This is a genomic window from Vibrio sp. CCUG 15886 (assembly GCF_028570825.1).
GTDB lineage: Bacteria > Pseudomonadota > Gammaproteobacteria > Enterobacterales > Vibrionaceae > Vibrio > Vibrio vulnificus_B.
On sequence record NZ_JAQQBT010000001.1, the window covers coordinates 743,230 to 761,946 of the forward strand.

At 47.2% G+C, this 18,717-nt stretch carries 20 protein-coding genes; 9 read left to right on the forward strand and 11 right to left on the reverse strand.

Features of this window, described 5'->3' with window-relative positions; genetic code table 11:
- Positions 1 to 534: a hypothetical protein gene (locus tag PQQ36_RS03125; RefSeq protein WP_225470338.1), complete on the reverse strand. Its 534-nt coding sequence runs from the start codon at positions 532 to 534 to the stop codon at positions 1 to 3.
- Complete coding sequence (locus PQQ36_RS03130) at positions 515 to 1,294, reverse strand: SURF1 family protein (protein WP_409374495.1); 780 nt, start codon at positions 1,292 to 1,294, stop codon at positions 515 to 517. The genes PQQ36_RS03125 and PQQ36_RS03130 overlap by 20 nt, the downstream gene beginning before the upstream one ends.
- Here PQQ36_RS03130 and PQQ36_RS03135 point away from each other — a divergent pair.
- Positions 1,293 to 1,517: a DUF2909 domain-containing protein gene (locus PQQ36_RS03135; protein ID WP_015728103.1), complete on the forward strand. Its 225-nt coding sequence runs from the start codon at positions 1,293 to 1,295 to the stop codon at positions 1,515 to 1,517. The two genes, PQQ36_RS03130 and PQQ36_RS03135, sit on opposite strands and share 2 nt — an antisense overlap.
- A gap of 10 nt (positions 1,518 to 1,527) precedes the next feature.
- On the opposite strand, the gene PQQ36_RS03140 is transcribed toward PQQ36_RS03135, so the two are convergent.
- Genes PQQ36_RS03140 through coxB form a run of 4 tightly spaced genes read right to left on the reverse strand, consistent with a single transcriptional unit; the run spans position 1,528 to position 5,791 of the window.
- Positions 1,528 to 2,412, reverse strand: coding sequence for a cytochrome c oxidase subunit 3 (locus PQQ36_RS03140; protein ID WP_225470340.1), 885 nt, complete (start codon positions 2,410 to 2,412; stop codon positions 1,528 to 1,530).
- Positions 2,409 to 3,020, reverse strand: coding sequence for a cytochrome c oxidase assembly protein (locus PQQ36_RS03145; protein ID WP_225470341.1), 612 nt, complete (start codon positions 3,018 to 3,020; stop codon positions 2,409 to 2,411). The genes PQQ36_RS03140 and PQQ36_RS03145 overlap by 4 nt, the downstream gene beginning before the upstream one ends.
- A 6-nt stretch (positions 3,021 to 3,026) precedes the next feature.
- Positions 3,027 to 4,658: a cytochrome c oxidase subunit I gene (gene ctaD, locus PQQ36_RS03150; protein ID WP_011081510.1), complete on the reverse strand. Its 1,632-nt coding sequence runs from the start codon at positions 4,656 to 4,658 to the stop codon at positions 3,027 to 3,029.
- Positions 4,655 to 5,791, reverse strand: a complete 1,137-nt coding sequence (gene coxB, locus PQQ36_RS03155) for a cytochrome c oxidase subunit II (protein WP_225470432.1) — start codon at positions 5,789 to 5,791, stop codon at positions 4,655 to 4,657. Before coxB ends, ctaD begins: the two co-directional genes overlap by 4 nt.
- A 353-nt stretch (positions 5,792 to 6,144) precedes the next feature.
- Between coxB and PQQ36_RS03160 the strand changes: the two genes are divergently transcribed.
- Entirely contained in the window at positions 6,145 to 7,851 is a 1,707-nt protein-coding gene (locus PQQ36_RS03160; protein ID WP_225470342.1) for a phospho-sugar mutase, read from the forward strand.
- A 59-nt stretch (positions 7,852 to 7,910) separates the two neighbouring features.
- Here PQQ36_RS03160 and PQQ36_RS03165 read toward each other — a convergent pair whose 3' ends face one another.
- Entirely contained in the window at positions 7,911 to 8,333 is a 423-nt protein-coding gene (locus PQQ36_RS03165) for a GNAT family N-acetyltransferase (RefSeq protein WP_011152390.1), read from the reverse strand.
- A gap of 167 nt (positions 8,334 to 8,500) precedes the next feature.
- Positions 8,501 to 9,133 (reverse strand): LysE family translocator, encoded by a 633-nt coding sequence (locus PQQ36_RS03170; RefSeq protein WP_011081514.1) that lies wholly within the window; start codon positions 9,131 to 9,133, stop codon positions 8,501 to 8,503.
- Between the two features lie 230 nt (positions 9,134 to 9,363).
- Between PQQ36_RS03170 and PQQ36_RS03175 the strand changes: the two genes are divergently transcribed.
- From PQQ36_RS03175 to PQQ36_RS03185, 3 genes are all read left to right on the forward strand, one after another.
- Complete coding sequence (locus tag PQQ36_RS03175; protein ID WP_072612403.1) at positions 9,364 to 10,194, forward strand: AraC family transcriptional regulator; 831 nt, start codon at positions 9,364 to 9,366, stop codon at positions 10,192 to 10,194.
- 69 nt (positions 10,195 to 10,263) lie between these two features.
- Entirely contained in the window at positions 10,264 to 10,977 is a 714-nt protein-coding gene (locus PQQ36_RS03180; RefSeq protein WP_181392207.1) for an AzlC family ABC transporter permease, read from the forward strand.
- Positions 10,974 to 11,288, forward strand: coding sequence for an AzlD domain-containing protein (locus tag PQQ36_RS03185; RefSeq protein WP_011081517.1), 315 nt, complete (start codon positions 10,974 to 10,976; stop codon positions 11,286 to 11,288). The genes PQQ36_RS03180 and PQQ36_RS03185 overlap by 4 nt, the downstream gene beginning before the upstream one ends.
- A 21-nt stretch (positions 11,289 to 11,309) precedes the next feature.
- Here PQQ36_RS03185 and PQQ36_RS03190 read toward each other — a convergent pair whose 3' ends face one another.
- Together PQQ36_RS03190 and PQQ36_RS03195 are read right to left on the reverse strand one after the other, a co-directional pair.
- Entirely contained in the window at positions 11,310 to 11,924 is a 615-nt protein-coding gene (locus PQQ36_RS03190) for a fumarylacetoacetate hydrolase family protein (RefSeq protein ID WP_040110920.1), read from the reverse strand.
- 102 nt (positions 11,925 to 12,026) lie between these two features.
- Entirely contained in the window at positions 12,027 to 12,485 is a 459-nt protein-coding gene (locus tag PQQ36_RS03195; protein WP_130247079.1) for a MarR family winged helix-turn-helix transcriptional regulator, read from the reverse strand.
- 114 nt (positions 12,486 to 12,599) lie between these two features.
- On the opposite strand from PQQ36_RS03195, the gene PQQ36_RS03200 reads away from it, so the two are divergent.
- Positions 12,600 to 13,022 (forward strand): organic hydroperoxide resistance protein, encoded by a 423-nt coding sequence (locus PQQ36_RS03200; RefSeq protein ID WP_011081520.1) that lies wholly within the window; start codon positions 12,600 to 12,602, stop codon positions 13,020 to 13,022.
- 106 nt (positions 13,023 to 13,128) lie between these two features.
- Here PQQ36_RS03200 and PQQ36_RS03205 read toward each other — a convergent pair whose 3' ends face one another.
- A complete protein-coding gene (locus PQQ36_RS03205) occupies positions 13,129 to 14,148 on the reverse strand; it encodes a porin (protein ID WP_273660319.1) in 1,020 nt (339 codons plus the stop codon).
- 466 nt (positions 14,149 to 14,614) lie between these two features.
- Between PQQ36_RS03205 and PQQ36_RS03210 the strand changes: the two genes are divergently transcribed.
- From PQQ36_RS03210 to PQQ36_RS03220, 3 genes are all read left to right on the forward strand, one after another.
- Positions 14,615 to 15,106 (forward strand): protein disulfide oxidoreductase, encoded by a 492-nt coding sequence (locus PQQ36_RS03210; protein WP_130193084.1) that lies wholly within the window; start codon positions 14,615 to 14,617, stop codon positions 15,104 to 15,106.
- 152 nt (positions 15,107 to 15,258) lie between these two features.
- A complete protein-coding gene (locus tag PQQ36_RS03215) occupies positions 15,259 to 16,236 on the forward strand; it encodes a porin (RefSeq protein WP_015728110.1) in 978 nt (325 codons plus the stop codon).
- Positions 16,237 to 16,645: 409 nt separating this feature from the next.
- Positions 16,646 to 18,421, forward strand: coding sequence for a putative bifunctional diguanylate cyclase/phosphodiesterase (locus PQQ36_RS03220; RefSeq protein WP_273660320.1), 1,776 nt, complete (start codon positions 16,646 to 16,648; stop codon positions 18,419 to 18,421).
- Positions 18,422 to 18,717: the final 296 nt, after the last annotated feature.

Below are 18,717 nucleotides of genomic sequence, written 5' to 3' on the forward strand. Positions count from 1 at the left end.
TTAACCAACTCGCGAAAGTTTAAGCAGCTTCCTCAGATCTGAGAGTATTTCTTTATTTTGCTCTATGAGTGACTTGGTGGTGTTCAGTCGGTAGCGCATCACCAACTGACCTAGTGGATCGACGATCACCATATCCCCCGGTTTCAAAACGCTTTCAATCTGTTTTGTTATCACAACCTGCTCATATTTAAGATTAGTTGTTGTTGGAGAAAATGCCCAAACTACTGCTTCGACTCTCTCTTGATATTTGCCCAAAGCGAGATGATTTTGGCCTAAGAGATGCAGTTGCTGCTGGCAAAGTGCTTCACAAGACGTGGGCAGCAAGTACGCCAGTTGCCACCCTTTTCCATGAAATGGATTCACCTGCCCGAGACTTTGTAAGGTGGTATAGGGTTCTATCAACTCCCCTTTGTTTGAGACCCCGGATTGATACCAATGTTGTTCCAATACCACTTTCGCGACAATGGCGGGCAAAGCAAAGGTAAGAACCAACAGCAGCAGCATGAAACGGCCTCTATTTTGTGTGGAAATCATGCGACACCTCCTTGCGGCGAATGCGTAGGTAGCGAACAAAAATCATCGAAGAGATCAGCAATAACACCAACGCCATCGCAAACCACTGCATCGCATAGGCAAAATGCTTTTGACTCCCCATGCTCAGTGGCTGCCAAGGTTGAGGATAGGGCCAATGGGTGAGGTTATCAGGCTGAAACAATGTCGGTATGAGACTGACGTTGAGTTGCTTGCTGAGATCCGCTATCACCATGTTTTGCACTCGTATTGGATCACTCGGTTCTAAATGGAGTTGGTCACTCAATGGGTTAACGGATTTTTGATACAACCTCCCGGTTAAAAACAGAGGTTCGCGAAAGCCTTGCACTTTGGGGAGAGATTGGCGTTGTAAACCGCCGTCGACAAAACCGAGCTCCACCAGCAGATAACTTCCCGGTTCATCCATCAATGCCATCACCTGATAAGCGAGATAACCCACTTTCCCGTTCCACGTTTGGTTGTCGAGCAGCACGATGGGCAACGCACTTGGCGCGACATTGGTTTCCACTCTCACTCCCGTCACCGAAAACGCGGCTGCGTGTTCTACATTGAGCACATCAAGTAAGGGCTGCGGCGCTTGCAAAGCACGCTGTTGTAACTCTATTTCAAGTTGTGATTTTTCCTCTGCACGCGAGAGCTGCCATAAACCCAGTTTGACCAACAGGGTAAATACGACCAAAGTTAACAACGCGGCGACAATGGCGCCGGGCGATCGGATCAACGCAGCTTTCGGAGTCACTATGCCGATATTTCTATTCAAATTGATACTGGTTCTTCTGCTATTGTTCATTATTGCCAACTTGGGTTTAGCCCTATTCCATATGGTGCGTGCCGACTCTTCTCCCAATGGGAAATCCATGAGCCACTATTTGGGGCGCAGAGTGATGCTCTCTGCATTGGTGGTGCTGTTTCTGCTGATCGCGTTAACAACGGGTTGGGTAGAACCCAACCCAAGACCATACTAAATTGATAGCATTACAGAACGTAGACAAAGACAAACAAACAGAGCCAAACCACATCAACAAAATGCCAATACCAACTACCCGCTTGAAAGGCAAAATGATCTTTCGGCGTGAAATGATCTTTGGCGATGCGTCCGAGTAACACGATCAAAAACGTCGTACCTAAGAACACATGCATACCGTGAAAACCCGTCAAGAGAAAGAAGGTATTGCCATAAATGCCCGATTGCAGTGTCAGCTCCATTTCCTGATAAGCATGGGCATATTCCTCTGCTTGATAGAAAAGGAAGAAGCCCGCGAGGACGATGGTGATCTCCAACCAAACAATCAACGCCATACGCTGATTTTTCTCTAAACTGGTATGCGCCAAATGCAGGGTAATCGATGAGGTCAACAAAATGATGGTATTAACCAAAGGGATCCCTTGCCATGGCATTGCTTGTGTTTCTTGACCAGATGGTGTGGTGGTCAGAGGCCAAAGGGCTTCAAAGCTTGGCCACAAAATCTCATGCGTCATAGCATTGTTGTCTGCCCCGCCAAGCCATGGCACTGCCACCATTCTTGCGTAGAAAAGCGCACCAAAAAACGCCCCGAAAAACATCACCTCAGAAAAAATAAACCAACTCATTCCTTGTCGAAATGAGCGGGCAATCTGATCGCTGTATTTTCCGGTGAGTGATTCGGTAATCACGTTGCTAAACCACCCTGCCAGCATATACAGCAAGGTGACAAAACCGACGATTAAAATCACATTGCCAATTGGCCCCACGGGCCCTTCAATTTGCGTTCCTTGAACGGTCATGCCTGCTCCAACGGCAATCATAAAGAGCGCAAAAGCCCCAAGAATCGGCCAATTGCTTTGGGCAGGAACATAATATGACGGATGTTTGTTACTCATAGCTCAGCTCCCTGAGGCAGTGGATTGGTTGCCTCCTTGAGTCCAGATAATTGCGCGAGTTTCTCTCTGTCGGCTTGTTCAACGGGTAAGCGATACAAGGTGTAAGAGAGCGTTAATGTGTGAATTTCGGCGGGTAAGTCAGGTTCGACGTAGAAAATCAACGGCATCTGTGCCAACTGATTTCCTTCAATGGGTTGGCGATTAAAACAAAAACACTCAATCTTGTTGAAAAATGCCGCACCCTGCCCCGGAGACACCGACGGCACGGCCTGACCAACTAAGATCTCTTGGCTGAGGTTTTGCGCCAAATACGCCGTTTGAATCACTTCCCCCGGATGCACATTAAGAGTGACCGATTGTGGTTTGAAGCTCCACGGCATATCTGGTGCAACATGCGCCATGAACTCGACGCGAATGGTTCGGCTGGTATCAATCTGCAACCCTACCGGAGCCGCCACGGCAACATTATCGGTTTTACCATTGATGCCAAGCACATCGCACATCACGTCATACAGAGGCACCAACGCAAAACCGAAACCAAACATCGCCAAAGCCGCCATCGTCAGCTTAAGAGTGAGAATGCGGTTCGATCTTCCCCCAGTCATCATGTCACCTCAATCCACTTTTGGTGGTGTCGAGAAGGTGTGATGTGGGGCTGGGCTAGGAACTGTCCACTCTAACCCTTCCGCTCTTTCCCACGGTTTGGCTGCGGCTTTGTCGCCCCCTTTGACACATTTAATCACCAGCCAAAGGAAGATAAGCTGCGACAAGCCAAAGGCAAATCCGCCAATCGAGACAATCTGATTCACATCAGCAAACTGAATCGCGTAATCCGGGATACGTCGTGGCATCCCCGCCAAGCCAAGGAAATGCATAGGGAAGAAAAGGATATTGACCGAAATCACCGAGCACCAAAAATGCCACAAACTAAGCCGCTGGTCGTACATATGCCCTGTCCACTTGGGCAGCCAATAATAGGCCGCCGCCATGATGGAGAACACCGCACCAGAAACCAGCACATAGTGGAAATGGGCCACTACAAAATAGGTATCGTGATATTGAAAATCCGCAGGAACAATCGCCAACATCAGGCCGGAGAAACCACCAATGGTGAACAACACAATAAAGGCGATCGCAAACAACATCGGTGTTTCAAACGTCAACGAGCCGCGCCACATAGTCGCAACCCAGTTAAACACTTTAACCCCAGTCGGAACCGCAATCATCATGGTGCAATACATAAAGAACAGCTCGGCAAATACCGGCATGCCAGTGGTGAACATATGGTGTGCCCACACAACAAACGAGAGCAGTGCAATACTGCAGGTGGCGTAAACCATAGAATGATAGCCAAAAAGCTTTTTGCCACTAAACGCTGGGATGATGGCGGAGACAATACCGAAAGACGGCAAAATCATGATGTAAACTTCAGGGTGGCCGAAGAACCAAAAGATGTGTTGGAACATCACAGGGTCACCACCACCTGCCGCGTCAAAGAAACTGGTGCCGAAATACTTATCTGTTAGCACCATGGTGACAGCCCCTGCCAACACTGGCATTACAGCAATCAACAAGAACGCCGTAATCAACCATGTCCAAACGAACATCGGTAGCTTAAACCAGGTCATACCCGGTGCACGCATATTGACGATGGTCACTATCACATTGATCGCGCCCATGATGGAGCTGATCCCCATAATGTGCACAGAGAACACAAACAGTGCCGTGCTATCGGGGCCATACTTGGTCGAAAGCGGCGCATAGAAAGTCCAACCAAAATCAGGGCCGCCGCCGGGTAAAAACAGCGAACCGATGAGGATTAAAAAGGCAAAAGGCAAAATCCAAAAGCTCAAGTTATTCATTCTTGGCAACGCCATATCCGGCGCACCAATCATCATCGGGATCATCCAGTTGGCGAGGCCAGTGAAGGCTGGCATGACCGCACCAAACACCATCACCAAACCGTGAACTGTGGTCATTTGATTAAAGAATTGCGGATCCACCAATTGCAAACCAGGTTGAAAGAGTTCCGCGCGAATCACCATCGCCATCGCACCACCGGTTAAAAACATGATGAAGCTAAACCAAAGGTAGAGCGTGCCAATGTCTTTGTGATTGGTGGAGTAGATCCAACGGCCTATGCCAGAAGGTTGATGATGTTCATGAGCGTCGCTTTCCACCGCCACAGCACTAGACAGTTCACTTTCTGCCGACGCAGATTTGACCGGTTTTTCAAATTGACTCATTGTCCCTCCCCGCGACTCTGCGCTTTATGGGCGTTGACGTCAGCCGCTTGCACCGCATCACCTGTGTCATTACCAAAGGCATTGCGTTGATACGTGACCACCGAAGCAATCTCTTGCTCAGAAAGCTGATTGGCAAAAGCCTGCATTGCGGTTCCTGCTTTACCATTAAGAACAATGTCGATGTGCTTGTCGCGATCCCCAGTGGCAATCGCACTGCCTTTAATGGCGGGAAAGGCTCCGGGGATCCCCATGCCATTGGCTTGATGGCAAACCGCGCATCGCGCGCTGTAAATCGCTTCACCTTGAGCCATCAACTCATCCAACGACAGTGTTTGCGTCAGTGCCGATGCTGCTGCTTGCTTCGCTTCGGCTAACTCGGTTTTCTTATTAGCAAGCCATTGTTCAAAATCGCTCTCTTCCATGGCATGCACCACCACGGGCATAAAACCATGTGCTCGACCACACAACTCAGCACACTGGCCACGGTATACCCCGGGCTGGTCGATGCGTGTCCATGCTTCATTGATGAAACCGGGAATGGTATCTTTCTTCACCGCAAAATCGGGCACCCACCACGAATGAATGACATCATCAGAAGTGAGAAGAAAACGGATCTTACGATTGATGGGGACAACCAGAGGATTATCCACCTCCAACAAATAATTGGCCCCTTTGACTTCAAGACCCTCGATCTGCTTTTGCGAGGTCGCCAGTAAACTGAAGAACTCAACATCTTCCCCGAAATAGCTGTAGTGCCATTTCCACTGAGAACCGGTAATTTTAACCGTCAGATCAGATTGAGATGTGTCCTCCATCGCCACCAACGTTTTGGTGGCTGGAATCGCCATCGCGACGAGGATCAAAATCGGAATCACCGTCCATATCACTTCCACTTTGGTGCTTTCATGAAAATGCGCAGCGACGGCCCCTTTCGATTTTCGGTGTTTAAAAATGGCATAGAACATAGCCCCAAACACAATCAGTGCTATGGCACAGCAGATATAAAAAATCAGCATGTGCAACTCATACACCTGCTGACTGATCTGTGTGACCCCTTGGGTCATATTGAAGTCTGTTTGCGATGCAATGGCTGGCGCACCGAAGCCGACTAGCATCAGGTCAAACAGCCCCATCAGTGTGAGAAATCGTTTCTTCAAAAGCTATCTCCTCTGACTCACCGCGCCAACGTTGAGATTGATCATTTCGGACTGCAACTACCGAACAAACCAGTAAAAAAAGGGAAAAACCCTGATTTCAACACTCTTTGTTATATTTATGTTAAAAAGCTAGACTCAGTTATGGCTTTCTTCAAGAAAATATCCACAAAACAACAAACAATCTTGTCAATAAGAACACTTAAGGTAGAGAAATTGTCTATCTTTAGAACAAATGAAATTTTTATGATTTCAGTAATCGTTTGGCATCACGGAAATGATATTTATTATCATTTAATTTAGAGAAAACTGAGAGAGTAAGGAAAAATCGTATGCTAAAACAAGTCACTGACTGGTTGGCCAGAGATCCGGATCCACGCACCCGTGAAGAACTTCAGTACCTCATTGATGAGAAGATGACGGAAGAATTGCAAGACCGTTTTCGCGGCAGGCTTGAATTTGGTACCGCCGGATTACGTGGAAAAGTCGGTTCGGGACCAAATCGCATGAACCGACTTGTAATTCAAGAAACCGCGACAGGACTCGGACATTATCTCATCGAGACGATTCGTGATGCCGCTGCTCGTGGCGTGGTGATTGGCTATGATGGCCGAACCGATTCGAAGCAATTTGCTCACGACACGGCCGCTGTACTCACCGCCTTGGGCATTAAGGTTTACCTCACCCATAAAGTGGCCCCAACCCCAGTGGTTGCGTTTGGTGTCAAACAGTTTAATGCCGCAGCAGCGGTAGTGGTTACCGCAAGCCACAACCCACCGGAATACAACGGCTTTAAAGTGTATTGGGAAAATGGCGCGCAAATCATTCCACCTCATGATGCGGGTATTGCCGCCGAGATTGAGCAAGCGACGCACAAACCTATCCCTCTCATGTCATTGAGTGATGCGGAAAAACACGGCCTTTTGGTTTGGCTCAAAGAGGATTACTACCAAACGTATCGCCAAGCGATGAACACTCACCCATTGTTAAAATCTGGCCATGCGGTTGATATTTCCATCGCGTACACCGCTATGCATGGTGTCGGCGCTGAGATGGCTGAGACACTGCTGGCCGATGCCGGTTTCACTCACGTGCTGAGCGTACTTGAACAACGGGAGCCTGATGGCACGTTCCCGACGGTCAACTTCCCGAACCCAGAAGAAGCTGGGGCGATGGATATGGTGATGAATCTCGCCAAAACCGTCGATGCAGAGATTGCCTGTGCCAATGACCCTGATGCCGACCGCTTCGCCGTTGCTGTTCGCAAACCGGATGGTAACTACCAAATGCTCACAGGGGATCAAGTGGGTGCGTTATTCGCCAATTATCTCCTCAGCAGCGTGGATGCCAGTAAGCAGTTGGTTGGCAACACCATTGTCTCTTCCCGCTTGTTGGCTGACATCGCCAAACAGCACGGTGCCCACTACTACCAAACGCTCACGGGCTTTAAGTGGCTCACCAATGTTGCCATGACTCAGCAAAGCGATGACAAGCAGTTCTTGTTTGCGTATGAGGAAGCGCTGGGCTACACCGTGGGCAATCAAGTTTGGGATAAAGACGGTTTGTCAGCGCTGGTCGCGTTTGCCCAGCTCACGGCACATCTTAAAGCAAATGGCCTGACTTTGTGGGACAAATTAGAGCAACTTTATCGCCAACATGGCTTCTACTTTAACGCGCAGCGCAGTATTGCCTTATCGCCTGATTCACCACCCATCGGTGACCAACTGAGAGCCAAACCGCCGAAAACCATTGCAGGGCAGAAGGTAACGGCGATTGAAGATCTCAAAGCGTCGTTGCGCTACGTGACCAATGGCGTGACAGAAGCGATTAACTTGCCTGCCAGCGATGTTCTGATCTATCACCTTGAAGATCGCTCACGCGTTATCGTTCGCCCTTCAGGCACTGAGCCGAAACTGAAGTGCTACTACGAGGTGATTAGCGATTTCCCTGCTGAGTTGGATTACCAAACCGCACAGTTTAAGGCCGAGAGCAAAATGAACGCGCTTATTGCTGCCCATCAACAAAGCTTGTCATCGTAATAAAAACAAAGAGCACACTCGACGTATGAGTGTGCTCTTTGACTAAACCGGTCTAATGATTAAATGACTTTTTGCAAGAAGTACTTATTGATGCCTTTTGCTGGGTAATCGCTATATTGTCCAACCTGCTCAAAACCCAATTTGAGATAAAAATCCAACGCTTGGAAACTGTAGGTATCAAGACAAATATCCGTCACCCCTTGTGGTTTTACCTCGTGTTCCAAACGCTGCATCAATTGACTGCCTAAGCCATGTTGACGGTAGTGTTCATCTAACCAAAGAAATTCCACAAAGACGCTGTTGGTAAACAAATCGCCCGTTAGGCCGCCCACCAAATTGCCCTCTTCATTACGAACAAAACAGCCAATCTTTTTTACTTCGCCATCAGGAAGATGTTGAGCATTGTAAGCACGAATCCCCTGACGAATGGTTTCAAATTCTTCATTTTGTAGGTCAAAGGTAAATTCTGTTTTCAAATCCATTGCATTCCTCCCGTGTGATCGTTACCCGCAAATCTAAGCTTAAGCATTACTGCTTTGCTTTTTGCATGTTTTAGTTTTTGCAAACTTTGGTTTTTACGAGCTCTAGTTATTGCGAGCCCTAGTTAAGAAAAAAGCCAGCGGCGCTGGCTTTTAGGTCAAACAATCTATCACGAGTTAAAATTCAATAACATCCAAAGAGATAAGAAAACAAATACCGCCCCCATTACTTTGTGCTGATAAAGTCGGAACGTGGCATTGTCTAAAAGCTTCTTACCAACCGTGCCAGCCAAAGCAACCAACACAAAATTGAACAATAAACCCAAAACATTGAGAAGCAGACCTAACGCCAACATCTGTTCACCAGAAGAAGCAGAGATGTTATTCGACACAAACTGAGGCAAAAACATCACAAAGAAAACCAACGCCTTGGGATTGAGCAAATTGCTCATTAATGCGCGTTGGTAGTAAGTCAATGCCATGGCATTGTCATGCTGAGATTGCGGCGCTTGCGCTGGAGAAGTTCGCAAACAGTCCCAACCCATTTTGAGCAAGTACGCGCCGCCCAGTAAATGGAGGGCTTTCAAAGCCAAAGGGCTCATGGCTATCAACGCTGAAACGCCCATCGCGGCGAGCAAGGTTAAGATGATCCCCGACGTGGCATTGCCCAAACTGGCAAATAGCCCTACTTTCTTACCGTAACTCATGCTTGAACTGGCAATCAGCAGCATGTCTGGGCCTGGCAACAATAACAATGCAATCACTGCCGTTAAATAAACAGGCAAAATAGTAATATCGATCATTTTTATTCTGGTCTTTTGGAACAAGGGCGCGGATTTTACCGAAACAGCCCCACAACAACCAGATATACCTCCATCACAAACATCATTTGCCGATTTAATAACCAATCCTACGAAAACAACCAGCGTGTTCCGCTAAATTGTGCCGAGCGATAGGATTGAGAGCAATTTTGTACAAAAATGGGGGGAATGTTTGGCGTACACTCAAATCATCTCAACGGACAAGGCAAACAATGAAAAAGAACAGTAAGGAAGTCGCGCATTTCCAAATTGCCTCAGAACTGGGGGGATTGGAGTTACTTGATGCCAAATATGAGAAGCAAAATTTTTCTCGCCATAGTCATGAAGGCTATACCATCGGCGTGATTGAAAAAGGCGCGCAACGTTTTTTCCGCACCGGGGGTAACCATATTGCGCCGCAAGACAGCATCATTCTTGTTAACGCGGACGAAGTGCACAACGGGCATTCCGCCACTGAAGGCGGATGGGAGTACAAAGCCATGTACCCAGTGCCAGAGCAGTTTCAAAGACTCAGTGAAGAATTGAATGCACCAAATATCGCCATCCCCTATTTTCCGCAGCCTGTGGTCTACGACCCTGAATTAGCCATGCAGCTTCGGCTGGTTTTTGACACCTTAGCCAATTCAGACAATCGCTTACTGCGCGAAACCTTGGTGTATGGCACCTTGATTAAACTCGCGGCGAAACACAGTACCCATCGGATTTCGCCTCAAAACAATCCGGCAGCGCAACGTCAATTAACCTTGGTTAAAGAGTTTCTTGATGACTTTCCGCAAGCTGACGTCTCCTTAGAGGAGCTGGCAAGGCTAGGCGGTATCAGCCCTTTTCATCTTGTTCGCGAGTTTCAAAAACGCTATGGATTTCCGCCACATGCCTATCAGATACAGCAAAGGCTAAGGCTCGCCAAAAAGCTACTGCGCCAAGGCCGACGTATTTTGGATGTAGCCCAAGAGTGCGGTTTTCATGATCAAAGCCATTTCCACCGCCATTTTAAAAAGGCGATGGGGGTGACGCCTGGGCAATACGTGAAAAATTTGGCGTGAGGCAATTCTGTACAAGCCAGCACATCACCATCACTTTAGACTGCAGAAAACATCACGATGAGTCATAAAATGGATACCACACTTTCTCACGCCGACCACTCGAAAACTCGGCGTTTTCTACAAGGCACCATGGCGATGATGCCACTGAGTATTGCCGTTCTTCCCTGGGGACTGCTGGCGGGATCTTTCGCCATCGATTCCGGTCTCACGGCTTTGGAAGGGCAAGCCCTTTCGGCTATTTTGTTTGCAGGCTCTGCCCAGCTCGTCGCGATGGGGATGATCAAAGCAGGGGCTGGCGTTGCCACCATGTTGCTTACCACCTTCTTTATCACTTCGCGCCATTTTCTCTATAGCGTTTCCATGCGCAGTAAAATCGCTCCCCTTCCCTTGCGCTGGCGTTTGTCGTTGGGCTTTCTCTTAACCGATGAGTTGTTTGCTTTGGTCGGTCATCAACCTGACAAGCAGTTTGACCGATGGTATGCCCTTGGGGGCGGTTTGAGCTTTTATCTCTTTTGGAACGCAGCCACGTTTGGCGGCATATTGGCGGGCCAGTTTCTCCCACAACTTAACGATCTCGGGCTGGAATTCGCGGTTGCCGCAACCTTTATCGCCATTGTGGTCCCCAGCATCAAGAGCATTGCTATCTTGGTCAGTGTGGTGACGGCACTCATTCTTTCGGTGGTGCTTCACTTCTTGAAGATTGAAGGGGCATTAATGATTGCCAGCATCGGAGCCATGAGTGCTGGCTATTTGGCAGAACAATTAGGAGCTCGCAAATTATGATCATGCTAACCATCTTAGCGCTGACCGTGTTGGTTTTCGCAAGTCGTTATCTGTTTTTGGAGCCGAGTTTGCCATTGAAGCTGGGCTATAAAACACAGCGATTCTTAAGCTACGCCAGTCCGGCGGTACTGACCGCCATTTGGGCACCTATCGTGTTTATCCCAGAGGGCGAGTTGCAGCTTTCACTGCAAAACCCCTATCTGCTGGCGGCGTTTGTCGCGGCGTTGATCGCTTGGCGCAGCAAAAACGTACTGCTCACTACCATTGTCAGTATGTTCCTGTTTTTGCTTTTAAAATTGTGGGTATTCTAGTTGAACGTTGCTCAATGGTCGTTAACAGGCCACCCACTCAACTTCCAATAAGGTGGTGTCACCACATTTAAGGCGACCTAAAAACACGTCGCCTTTATGCACTTCGCCCACCCCCTGAGGTGTGCCTGTCATCACGACATCACCATCATCCAATGTCACGTAACCTTTGAGCTCTTCCAGTACCGTTTGCGGTGAGTACAGCATTTGATTGACATGCCCTTTTTGTACGCGGACACAATTAATAAACAGTTCGAGGTTGAGATCGTCGCTAGCGATGCCTTTCAATTCGATAAAGCGGCTGAGTACCGCAGCACCGTTAAAGGCTTTCGCTCGCTCCCATGGGAGGCCTTTTGCTTTGAGATAACTTTGTGTCTGTCGTTTGGTGAGATCTAAGCCGATGCCAACCCCCGCATACTGGCCGTTTTCAATCACAAAGCAGATCTCGGCTTCATAATGAAGCGGCTCTTGATGGAAAGAATGCAATGTGCTGGTGACTGCCGACGCCGGCTTGTGAAACAGCACCATTTGATCGGGAATTGTGTTTTGCAGCTCTTCAATATGCTCAACATAATTACGCCCAACGCAGAGCACTTTGCCCGGTTGCAAGGTTTTGTTTCTGAAGTGGATATGGCTCATTTCTCTTCCCTGAACAAACACAAAAACGCGATTCTAAACTAGCCACTGATAAAGTGCTCAGAATCCAATCACAGAATCATCCAAAATGAGAAGCTTGATCCATCAATTGAGCTTTTCGAGCACTTTTTCGCACAAACTTTTCAATGTCACCAACTCGTCAATGCTGAGATCGATACGACAAAGCATGTTTTGCGGCACCTTTTGAGCTTGCTGTTTCAGAGCTCTGCCTGCTTCCGTGAGAAACAGCTCTCTCACACGCTCGTCAGTTTGACCGCGGCGACGTTCAACAATGCCTTTTGCTTCTAAGCGCTTCAATAGCGGGGTTAAGGTGCCAGAATCAAGATGAAGCTTGGCGCCTAAATCTTTCACATTGATGCCGTTTTGCTGCCACAAGACCAACAACACCAGATATTGTGAGTAGGTCAGATCCAACGCTTCAAGTAATGGTCGATAAGCACGGATCACTGCATTAGCCGCACTGTATAACGGGAAACATATTTGATTTTCCAGTAAAAGTTGCGCTTCAGAATCCCCTTGACAACGGATAGTTTGTTCAGACATCACTCACCTCACAAAATAAATTGTGCACAATATACTTGCAAACAACAAAAGGATCGATATAAGATTGCAAACAATTAGATTGCACACAACTTAAATAACAAAGGAACATCGACCATGAAAACACTTTACCAAACTTCCGCAACCGCTTCTGCTGGACGAAACGGCCTTGTCAGTACTGACGACAAACTGCTGGAACTCAACCTAAGCTACCCGAAAGAAATGGGCGGAACAGGTGCTGCCACCAACCCAGAGCAGCTCTTCGCCGCAGGTTATGCCGCCTGTTTTTCTAATGCGATTTTGCATGTCGCCCGCGAAGGAAAAATAGCGATTAAACAAGCGCCTGTCACTGCGACGGTCGGCATTGGCCCGAATGAACAAGGCGGTTTTGCCCTAACGGTCTCACTGGCAGCAGAAATCGACCTGCCTGCGGATCAGGCGGTGAAATTAGTCGCCACGGCTCACCAAGTGTGTCCTTATTCTAATGCCGTTCGTGGTAATATTGACGTTCAGTTGTCAGTCAATGGCGTCGCGATTTAAGTAAGGCGCGCATAGCGAATCACGCTTCAACATACAAAAAAGCCAGCAGTGACACTGCTGGCTTTCCACATGAGTGGACAATTGGACGGCTAAAAAATGTTAGCGCTTATAGGTAGTAACGAGCACCTAGCATCCATTTGTCGTCTGCTTTTTCTTTGTAGTCACCAGAACCTTGTAGGTCAAACTGGTAGCCAGCAAAACCAACGAACTTCGGCGTGAAGTTGTACTCAGCTTGAACCGCTGACGTGCTGTATACACGCTTGCTTAGCTCTTCATCAATCACAGATTCGTAGTTAACGCTTAGGTTGATGCCGTTGTTTAGCGTGTAAGCCGCTAGCGCTTCGTAAGCTGACGTGTCTTTCAGTAGATTACCGTCGCCAGAGTTCATGTACTCATTCATTGCGTAAACGCCCGCTAGGTATAAGCCTTTGCCGTATGAACCGTAAGTTGCACTGATAACATGAGATTCAGACGTTTTCGTGCCTACACCACCCACGTAGTTAACGTCACCCGTGTTGTACGCGTAGTTTGCAGTCACATTGGCGATGCTGTAGTTCAATGCGATTTGTGCACGGTTGCCGTAAGAATTATTGTTGTCTGTTTTACGGCCTTGCCAGCCTAGACCAAGTGCAATTTTACCCGCTTCGCCCAACTCAAAAGCGTTGGCGTAGCTGACCATTTCTTCTGCACGACCGGTACCTAGGTTACCGTGGTCTTGGTAGATGAAATCGTTCGCAAACGCGATTGGCATATCCGCCACGCCTGCAACGCTGTAGTAAGGTGCCCATTGAGTACCAACAACACCACGGCCAAGGCTTTCATGCGTCAGGCCAATGTAACCTAAGCGAGTAGAAAGTGCGTTTTCACCACCATCTAGGTAGTTGATAGACCACTCACCTTTTGCATCAGCCGTAAAGCCATTGCCGAGATCTTGAGTCGCATTGAAGTTAATACGCGGAGAAACCGCTGTCACACCTAGGTCACCTTGCTTGGAGTCTTCCAACGCAACTGAAACGTGGCCGCCAATAGAAAAAGTCGTACCATCGCTGTTGTAAACTTCCACTGCAACTGCTTGAGTGCCGAATGTTGCGCTAGCAACAGCAAGAGCCAAAATGTTTTTGTTCATTTTTAAGTTCCATTAGTTATTACACATAACATGTATATTCCAACCAGGTAGAGAACCTTAGAATTCAGCTACTTCTGGTTAACATCTGGCGAGAACTTTATGCGATGGCACAACAAACCACCCAGTGAAATAATATAAATTGACCATAAAGATAATAAATCATTAATTTTCAATTGTTTAAATTTAAAAACACAAAAACAAAATGAGTTATTTTGATGTTACAAATAGTTACATCCCATCAAAAGCAAACCGAGTAAACGATTGGCAAAATCAGAAAAACAACCGAAATGTTAATAATGATGTTACAAACAGAAATACTTTCTCCCTTCTTTAATGAAGAGAAATTGGAAAACGCCGGTCTTATACCCAAGTAACCTCGAGATGCAAGTTTCAGAGAGATTGAATCCATATCGTAAAGCGCACGCAATCCATGAGGCCCATGTAACAGCTCAATGAGAAACCCATTATGAAAATCGTCAAAATCCTAAAAGAGTGGCTACCCGTGCTGGCGGTGGTATTGATTGTCTCCACCGCTCTTGATTTCTACTATTCGAGAAATCTGCCAAAAGACAACGCGCTCCCCCTTTCCGCCATGACAACACTTGGGACACAAGTTGACTTGCTGAGCGCAAGTCAAGGCTCCCCTGTGGTTGTCTATTTTTGGGCAACCTGGTGTGGTCCTTGCAAACTCGTTAGCCCGACGATCAACCAGATCGCAGATTCCTACCCCGTTATCAGTGTGGCGATGCAGTCGCGAGACGAAGGAAGCGTTAATCAGTATTTGCAATCACAACAGTATGATTACGACACCATCAATGATCCAACTGGCAAAATTAGCCGTGATTGGGGGGTACAAGTCACCCCGACCGTTGTGATTGTGCGTAATGGAAAAATTGAGTTTATTACCTCAGGCGTCAGTTCTCCGATTGGCCTATGGCTCAGATTATGGTTGAGCTAGCTATTCTTTCGTCCTCATCATTCATTGAACTGCAATACAAGCACAACGAAAGCGTCATGAAATAGAAATCGTTTGTTCATTTTTAATCAGTACCTTAGCTGCATCAGGAATCGGGCATGTAAGCCCATTGAATATAAAAAGGTAATTGAGAAATGAAAAAGGCAGCTTTAGCAACCGCAATCCTATCCGCAGTGGTCACCGGGTCATCTTTCGCAGCAACCGTTTATAAAACAGACGGTACTGAGCTAAAAATTGGTGGGCGCGTTGAGTTCCGTGGTGATTTCATTGGTACCGACAAAGGTGTTGAGATCGACGGCACCATGGAAGACAGCACTCGTGCGCGTCTTAACGTAAAAGGCACCACTGACCTTGGTAACGATCTACAAGCCTTTGGTTTTTACGAAGCTGAGCAGAAAACTGGCGAAAGCAGCTTCAAAAACCGTTACATGTACGCAGGTGTGAAGACAAACGCAGGTGCGTTTTCTGTTGGTAAGCAAGATATGGCTTCTGTCATCGTTTCAGACCTGACGGATATTACCGAGTTTTCTGGCGTGCAGCAGTTCATTGATGCGTCATCAGACAAAACAGACAGCACGTTTGCCTATCGCGGCAGCTTCGATGCTCTACAAATTGAAGCCACTTATTCAGCAAGCGACGCTGACAATAGCGACCTGATGGGCATCAGTGGCCTTTACTCTCTCCCTATCGGTCTGGATCTGGGTTTGGCTTACTCCACAGGTGATAACGGTGCTGGCAACGGTAGCCAAAACCAGATCCTTGTCGGCGCAGGCTATACCTTAAACGATCTTTATCTAGGTGCGACTTTCTCGACGGGTGATCTCGATGACAAAGCGAAACAAGAATTCACCGCCTACGAATTTGCGGTTCAGTACAAAATCAGCAAACCATTTAGCGTTGCCGCGATGTACACTTTCGCCGAAGAAGACGATAACGGCACTAAATCGGACGCAACTAAAGGTCTCGAGTTGGTGGGTTACTACAAGCTAAACAGCAACTTCCGCACTTACTTGTCTTACTACCTCAACAAGCTTGATGATGTAAAAGACGTAAACGGCAAAGTCACTTCTGGTGAAGACACACTTCGACTTGGCGTACGCTACGATTTCTAAATGCTTGTTTTCATCGAGCCTTTTCAAGCCGGTATCCCTACCGGCTTTTTTTCTTCCCTAGACTTATACCCTTCCTACTTGAAGCTGCAGCGGTGTTGGCTGCATTCGTTCACCCCAATCACATAGCGTATCTATGCTCATGGGGATTCACTCATTTGCCGCCTACCTGCAACTTCAAGTTGTTTGGGTATATCTTGTGTGAATCGACTCGAATTAATTTGTAATTGTGAAGTTAATTATATTTATCGCGGTAATAACAGTGCTAGTTTAGAGGTGATTTTCATTTTGTTTTATATACTTAATGGAAATCTATCAATCATCTTGTCTGAGCGCCGACCAGATAGAGATAAAAGCGTTTTGATATAGCACAACAAAACGCCATACTATATAATCCAAACCGAGGATATTTATGGTAGATGGCAGAAGTAAAATCGTGGCAAACTCGAAAGTAGTATTGATATTAAAGGCCGCCTATATTGTGGCGGTATTGTTGATCACGCAAACCTTGGTGAACGAACACACCCTATTGCCTTGGTCTTACGTGTTGTTTGCCATTACCATGATTGTGGCGCTCTTTTCTCCATCCCACAAAATCAAATATGTGTGCGCTTTGATCGCCACGAGTTACCTTTTTGTCGGCGGCATCGTCGATCCTCTCGATATTGACGTCATTGAAGAGACATTTATTCTCCTCCCGCTTTGCTATCTTTTATTGTTCCCCGGAACCATTTGGGCATTTGTCGTCGCCTTATTATTGACGGCAAGCTATTTTTATACGGTTCCACCAGAGGGCTTGGATGAGCTCATTGAAGATGCCATTGAATTGTTGGTGATTTCCGCCTTCGCGTCCATCATGGTCTACTATCAGCAGAAGTTTTACCTGCAATTAACCAAATACCGAGAAGACAGCCGAACGGATTACTTGACGCAACTGCCAAACCGCCGAGCCTTTTACGCGGATCTAAATCAAGTCGAAAGTCTGGCTCAGCAAGGGCGAAACTGTGCGCTCCTCAAAATAGATATTGATGCTTTTAAAGAGATCAACGAAAGCTTTGGCCACGAACAAGCGGATCTCCTGTTAAAACGCTTTTCTCGTCGTTTGCGAAAAAACACCCTTGGCTTTGGCCAAGTCTATCGTATGGAAGGGGATGAATTCGCCGTGCTGGTGTACGAGAAGCACAGCATTAATGATGAAGTCGATTCGCTACTCGATAAACTCAAAAGAGCACTTACAGCAGCGTTTGAACTGGAACGAGGCTCTTATCAAATCTCCTACGCGACCGGTATTGCTCTGTTTAATGAGTCCATGACTAACCTCGATATATGGCTAAGAAACAGCGACATTGCGGCGCAAAAAGCCAAGACACGTGGCCGCGGCCAAGTCCGTTGGTACGACGAAGCCCTATTGGACGAAACCATCCGTCAACACCAGATTGAACGAGAGCTCGACAAAGCCATTGAACTGAAACAGTTTTCCTTGGTTTATCAGCCAAAAGTATCCATCACAACAGGAGAAATTACCGGCGCTGAAGCGTTAATTCGCTGGCAACATCCAGAACTAGGCACCATAACACCTTTTGAATTCATCACCATTGCCGAGAAAACCAAGCAGATCATTCCAATTGGTCGCTGGGTGATTCTCGAGGCGTGTCAACAAGCCAAGAAATGGTTGGATTTGGGCTACAAGATCCCTGTCTCGGTCAATGTCTCAACCGTACAATTTGCTCATGACGATATCGAACTGCAAGTCAGAACCGCTCTGGCGGAGTCTCACCTTCCCGCCAGTTATCTGCAACTGGAGATCACCGAAACGGTACTAATGAAGGAACCGAAGAAGCTCATCGAGATTTGTCATAATTTGCGGTGTGAGGGGGTCACGGTTGCAATCGATGATTTTGGCATCGCCTACTCCTCGTTGAACTATCTCAAACAACTGCCCATTGATGTGTTGAAAATCGACAAAGCCTTCATTGATGATTGTGTCGACAATCACCACGATCACATGCTGGTCAGAACCATTGTTCAACTTGGCCACAACATGGACAAAAAAATCGTCGCAGAAGGCGTGGAAACCGAAGAGCAGCGGCTACTGCTCGTCAGTGAGCAATGCGATGAGTTCCAAGGTTATCTCTACTCCAAACCCCTTGATGTGGAAGAGTTTAACCGCCAGTTACTGCAAATTTAGCTTTCCCTTGCACCATGTTTCCTTTGCACCATGATTGTCGCCTTTTGAATGGTTATGGTGCGGCTCTGGGATACTCAAAAATCCAAAACTAACAAAATCAACAACTTAAAAACTGGCACAGCTTCTGCAATGATAGAAGTACAAATGCATGGCAGCGTTTGTGCTTCTCGTTCTTATCCTCCTCACCGAGGTACGTCCTTTAATCCGCATTTGCGCCCCTGAATTCAGGGGCTTCTTTTTACCCCGTTCGCTGCAAAACATTTGGCTTCGCCATGCAGAAAACGTATGATTCTCGG

Coding starts and splice junctions, on each gene's coding strand:
- PQQ36_RS03190 (WP_040110920.1), bottom strand. CDS start 11,924: ATGAGCCATATCCACTTCAGAAACAAAACCTTGCAACCGGGCAAAGTG.
- PQQ36_RS03125 (WP_225470338.1), bottom strand. CDS start 534: ATGATTTCCACACAAAATAGAGGCCGTTTCATGCTGCTGCTGTTGGTT.
- PQQ36_RS03175 (WP_072612403.1), top strand. CDS start 9,364: ATGAAAAAGAACAGTAAGGAAGTCGCGCATTTCCAAATTGCCTCAGAA.
- PQQ36_RS03195 (WP_130247079.1), bottom strand. CDS start 12,485: ATGTCTGAACAAACTATCCGTTGTCAAGGGGATTCTGAAGCGCAACTT.
- PQQ36_RS03170 (WP_011081514.1), bottom strand. CDS start 9,133: ATGATCGATATTACTATTTTGCCTGTTTATTTAACGGCAGTGATTGCA.
- PQQ36_RS03160 (WP_225470342.1), top strand. CDS start 6,145: ATGCTAAAACAAGTCACTGACTGGTTGGCCAGAGATCCGGATCCACGC.
- PQQ36_RS03145 (WP_225470341.1), bottom strand. CDS start 3,020: ATGATGACTGGGGGAAGATCGAACCGCATTCTCACTCTTAAGCTGACG.
- PQQ36_RS03210 (WP_130193084.1), top strand. CDS start 14,615: ATGAAAATCGTCAAAATCCTAAAAGAGTGGCTACCCGTGCTGGCGGTG.
- PQQ36_RS03200 (WP_011081520.1), top strand. CDS start 12,600: ATGAAAACACTTTACCAAACTTCCGCAACCGCTTCTGCTGGACGAAAC.
- PQQ36_RS03220 (WP_273660320.1), top strand. CDS start 16,646: ATGGTAGATGGCAGAAGTAAAATCGTGGCAAACTCGAAAGTAGTATTG.
- PQQ36_RS03180 (WP_181392207.1), top strand. CDS start 10,264: ATGGATACCACACTTTCTCACGCCGACCACTCGAAAACTCGGCGTTTT.
- PQQ36_RS03165 (WP_011152390.1), bottom strand. CDS start 8,333: ATGGATTTGAAAACAGAATTTACCTTTGACCTACAAAATGAAGAATTT.
- coxB (WP_225470432.1), bottom strand. CDS start 5,791: ATGGGGCTGTTTGACCTGATGCTAGTCGGCTTCGGTGCGCCAGCCATT.
- PQQ36_RS03135 (WP_015728103.1), top strand. CDS start 1,293: ATGCCGATATTTCTATTCAAATTGATACTGGTTCTTCTGCTATTGTTC.
- PQQ36_RS03215 (WP_015728110.1), top strand. CDS start 15,259: ATGAAAAAGGCAGCTTTAGCAACCGCAATCCTATCCGCAGTGGTCACC.
- PQQ36_RS03140 (WP_225470340.1), bottom strand. CDS start 2,412: ATGAGTAACAAACATCCGTCATATTATGTTCCTGCCCAAAGCAATTGG.
- PQQ36_RS03205 (WP_273660319.1), bottom strand. CDS start 14,148: ATGAACAAAAACATTTTGGCTCTTGCTGTTGCTAGCGCAACATTCGGC.
- PQQ36_RS03185 (WP_011081517.1), top strand. CDS start 10,974: ATGATCATGCTAACCATCTTAGCGCTGACCGTGTTGGTTTTCGCAAGT.
- ctaD (WP_011081510.1), bottom strand. CDS start 4,658: ATGAGTCAATTTGAAAAACCGGTCAAATCTGCGTCGGCAGAAAGTGAA.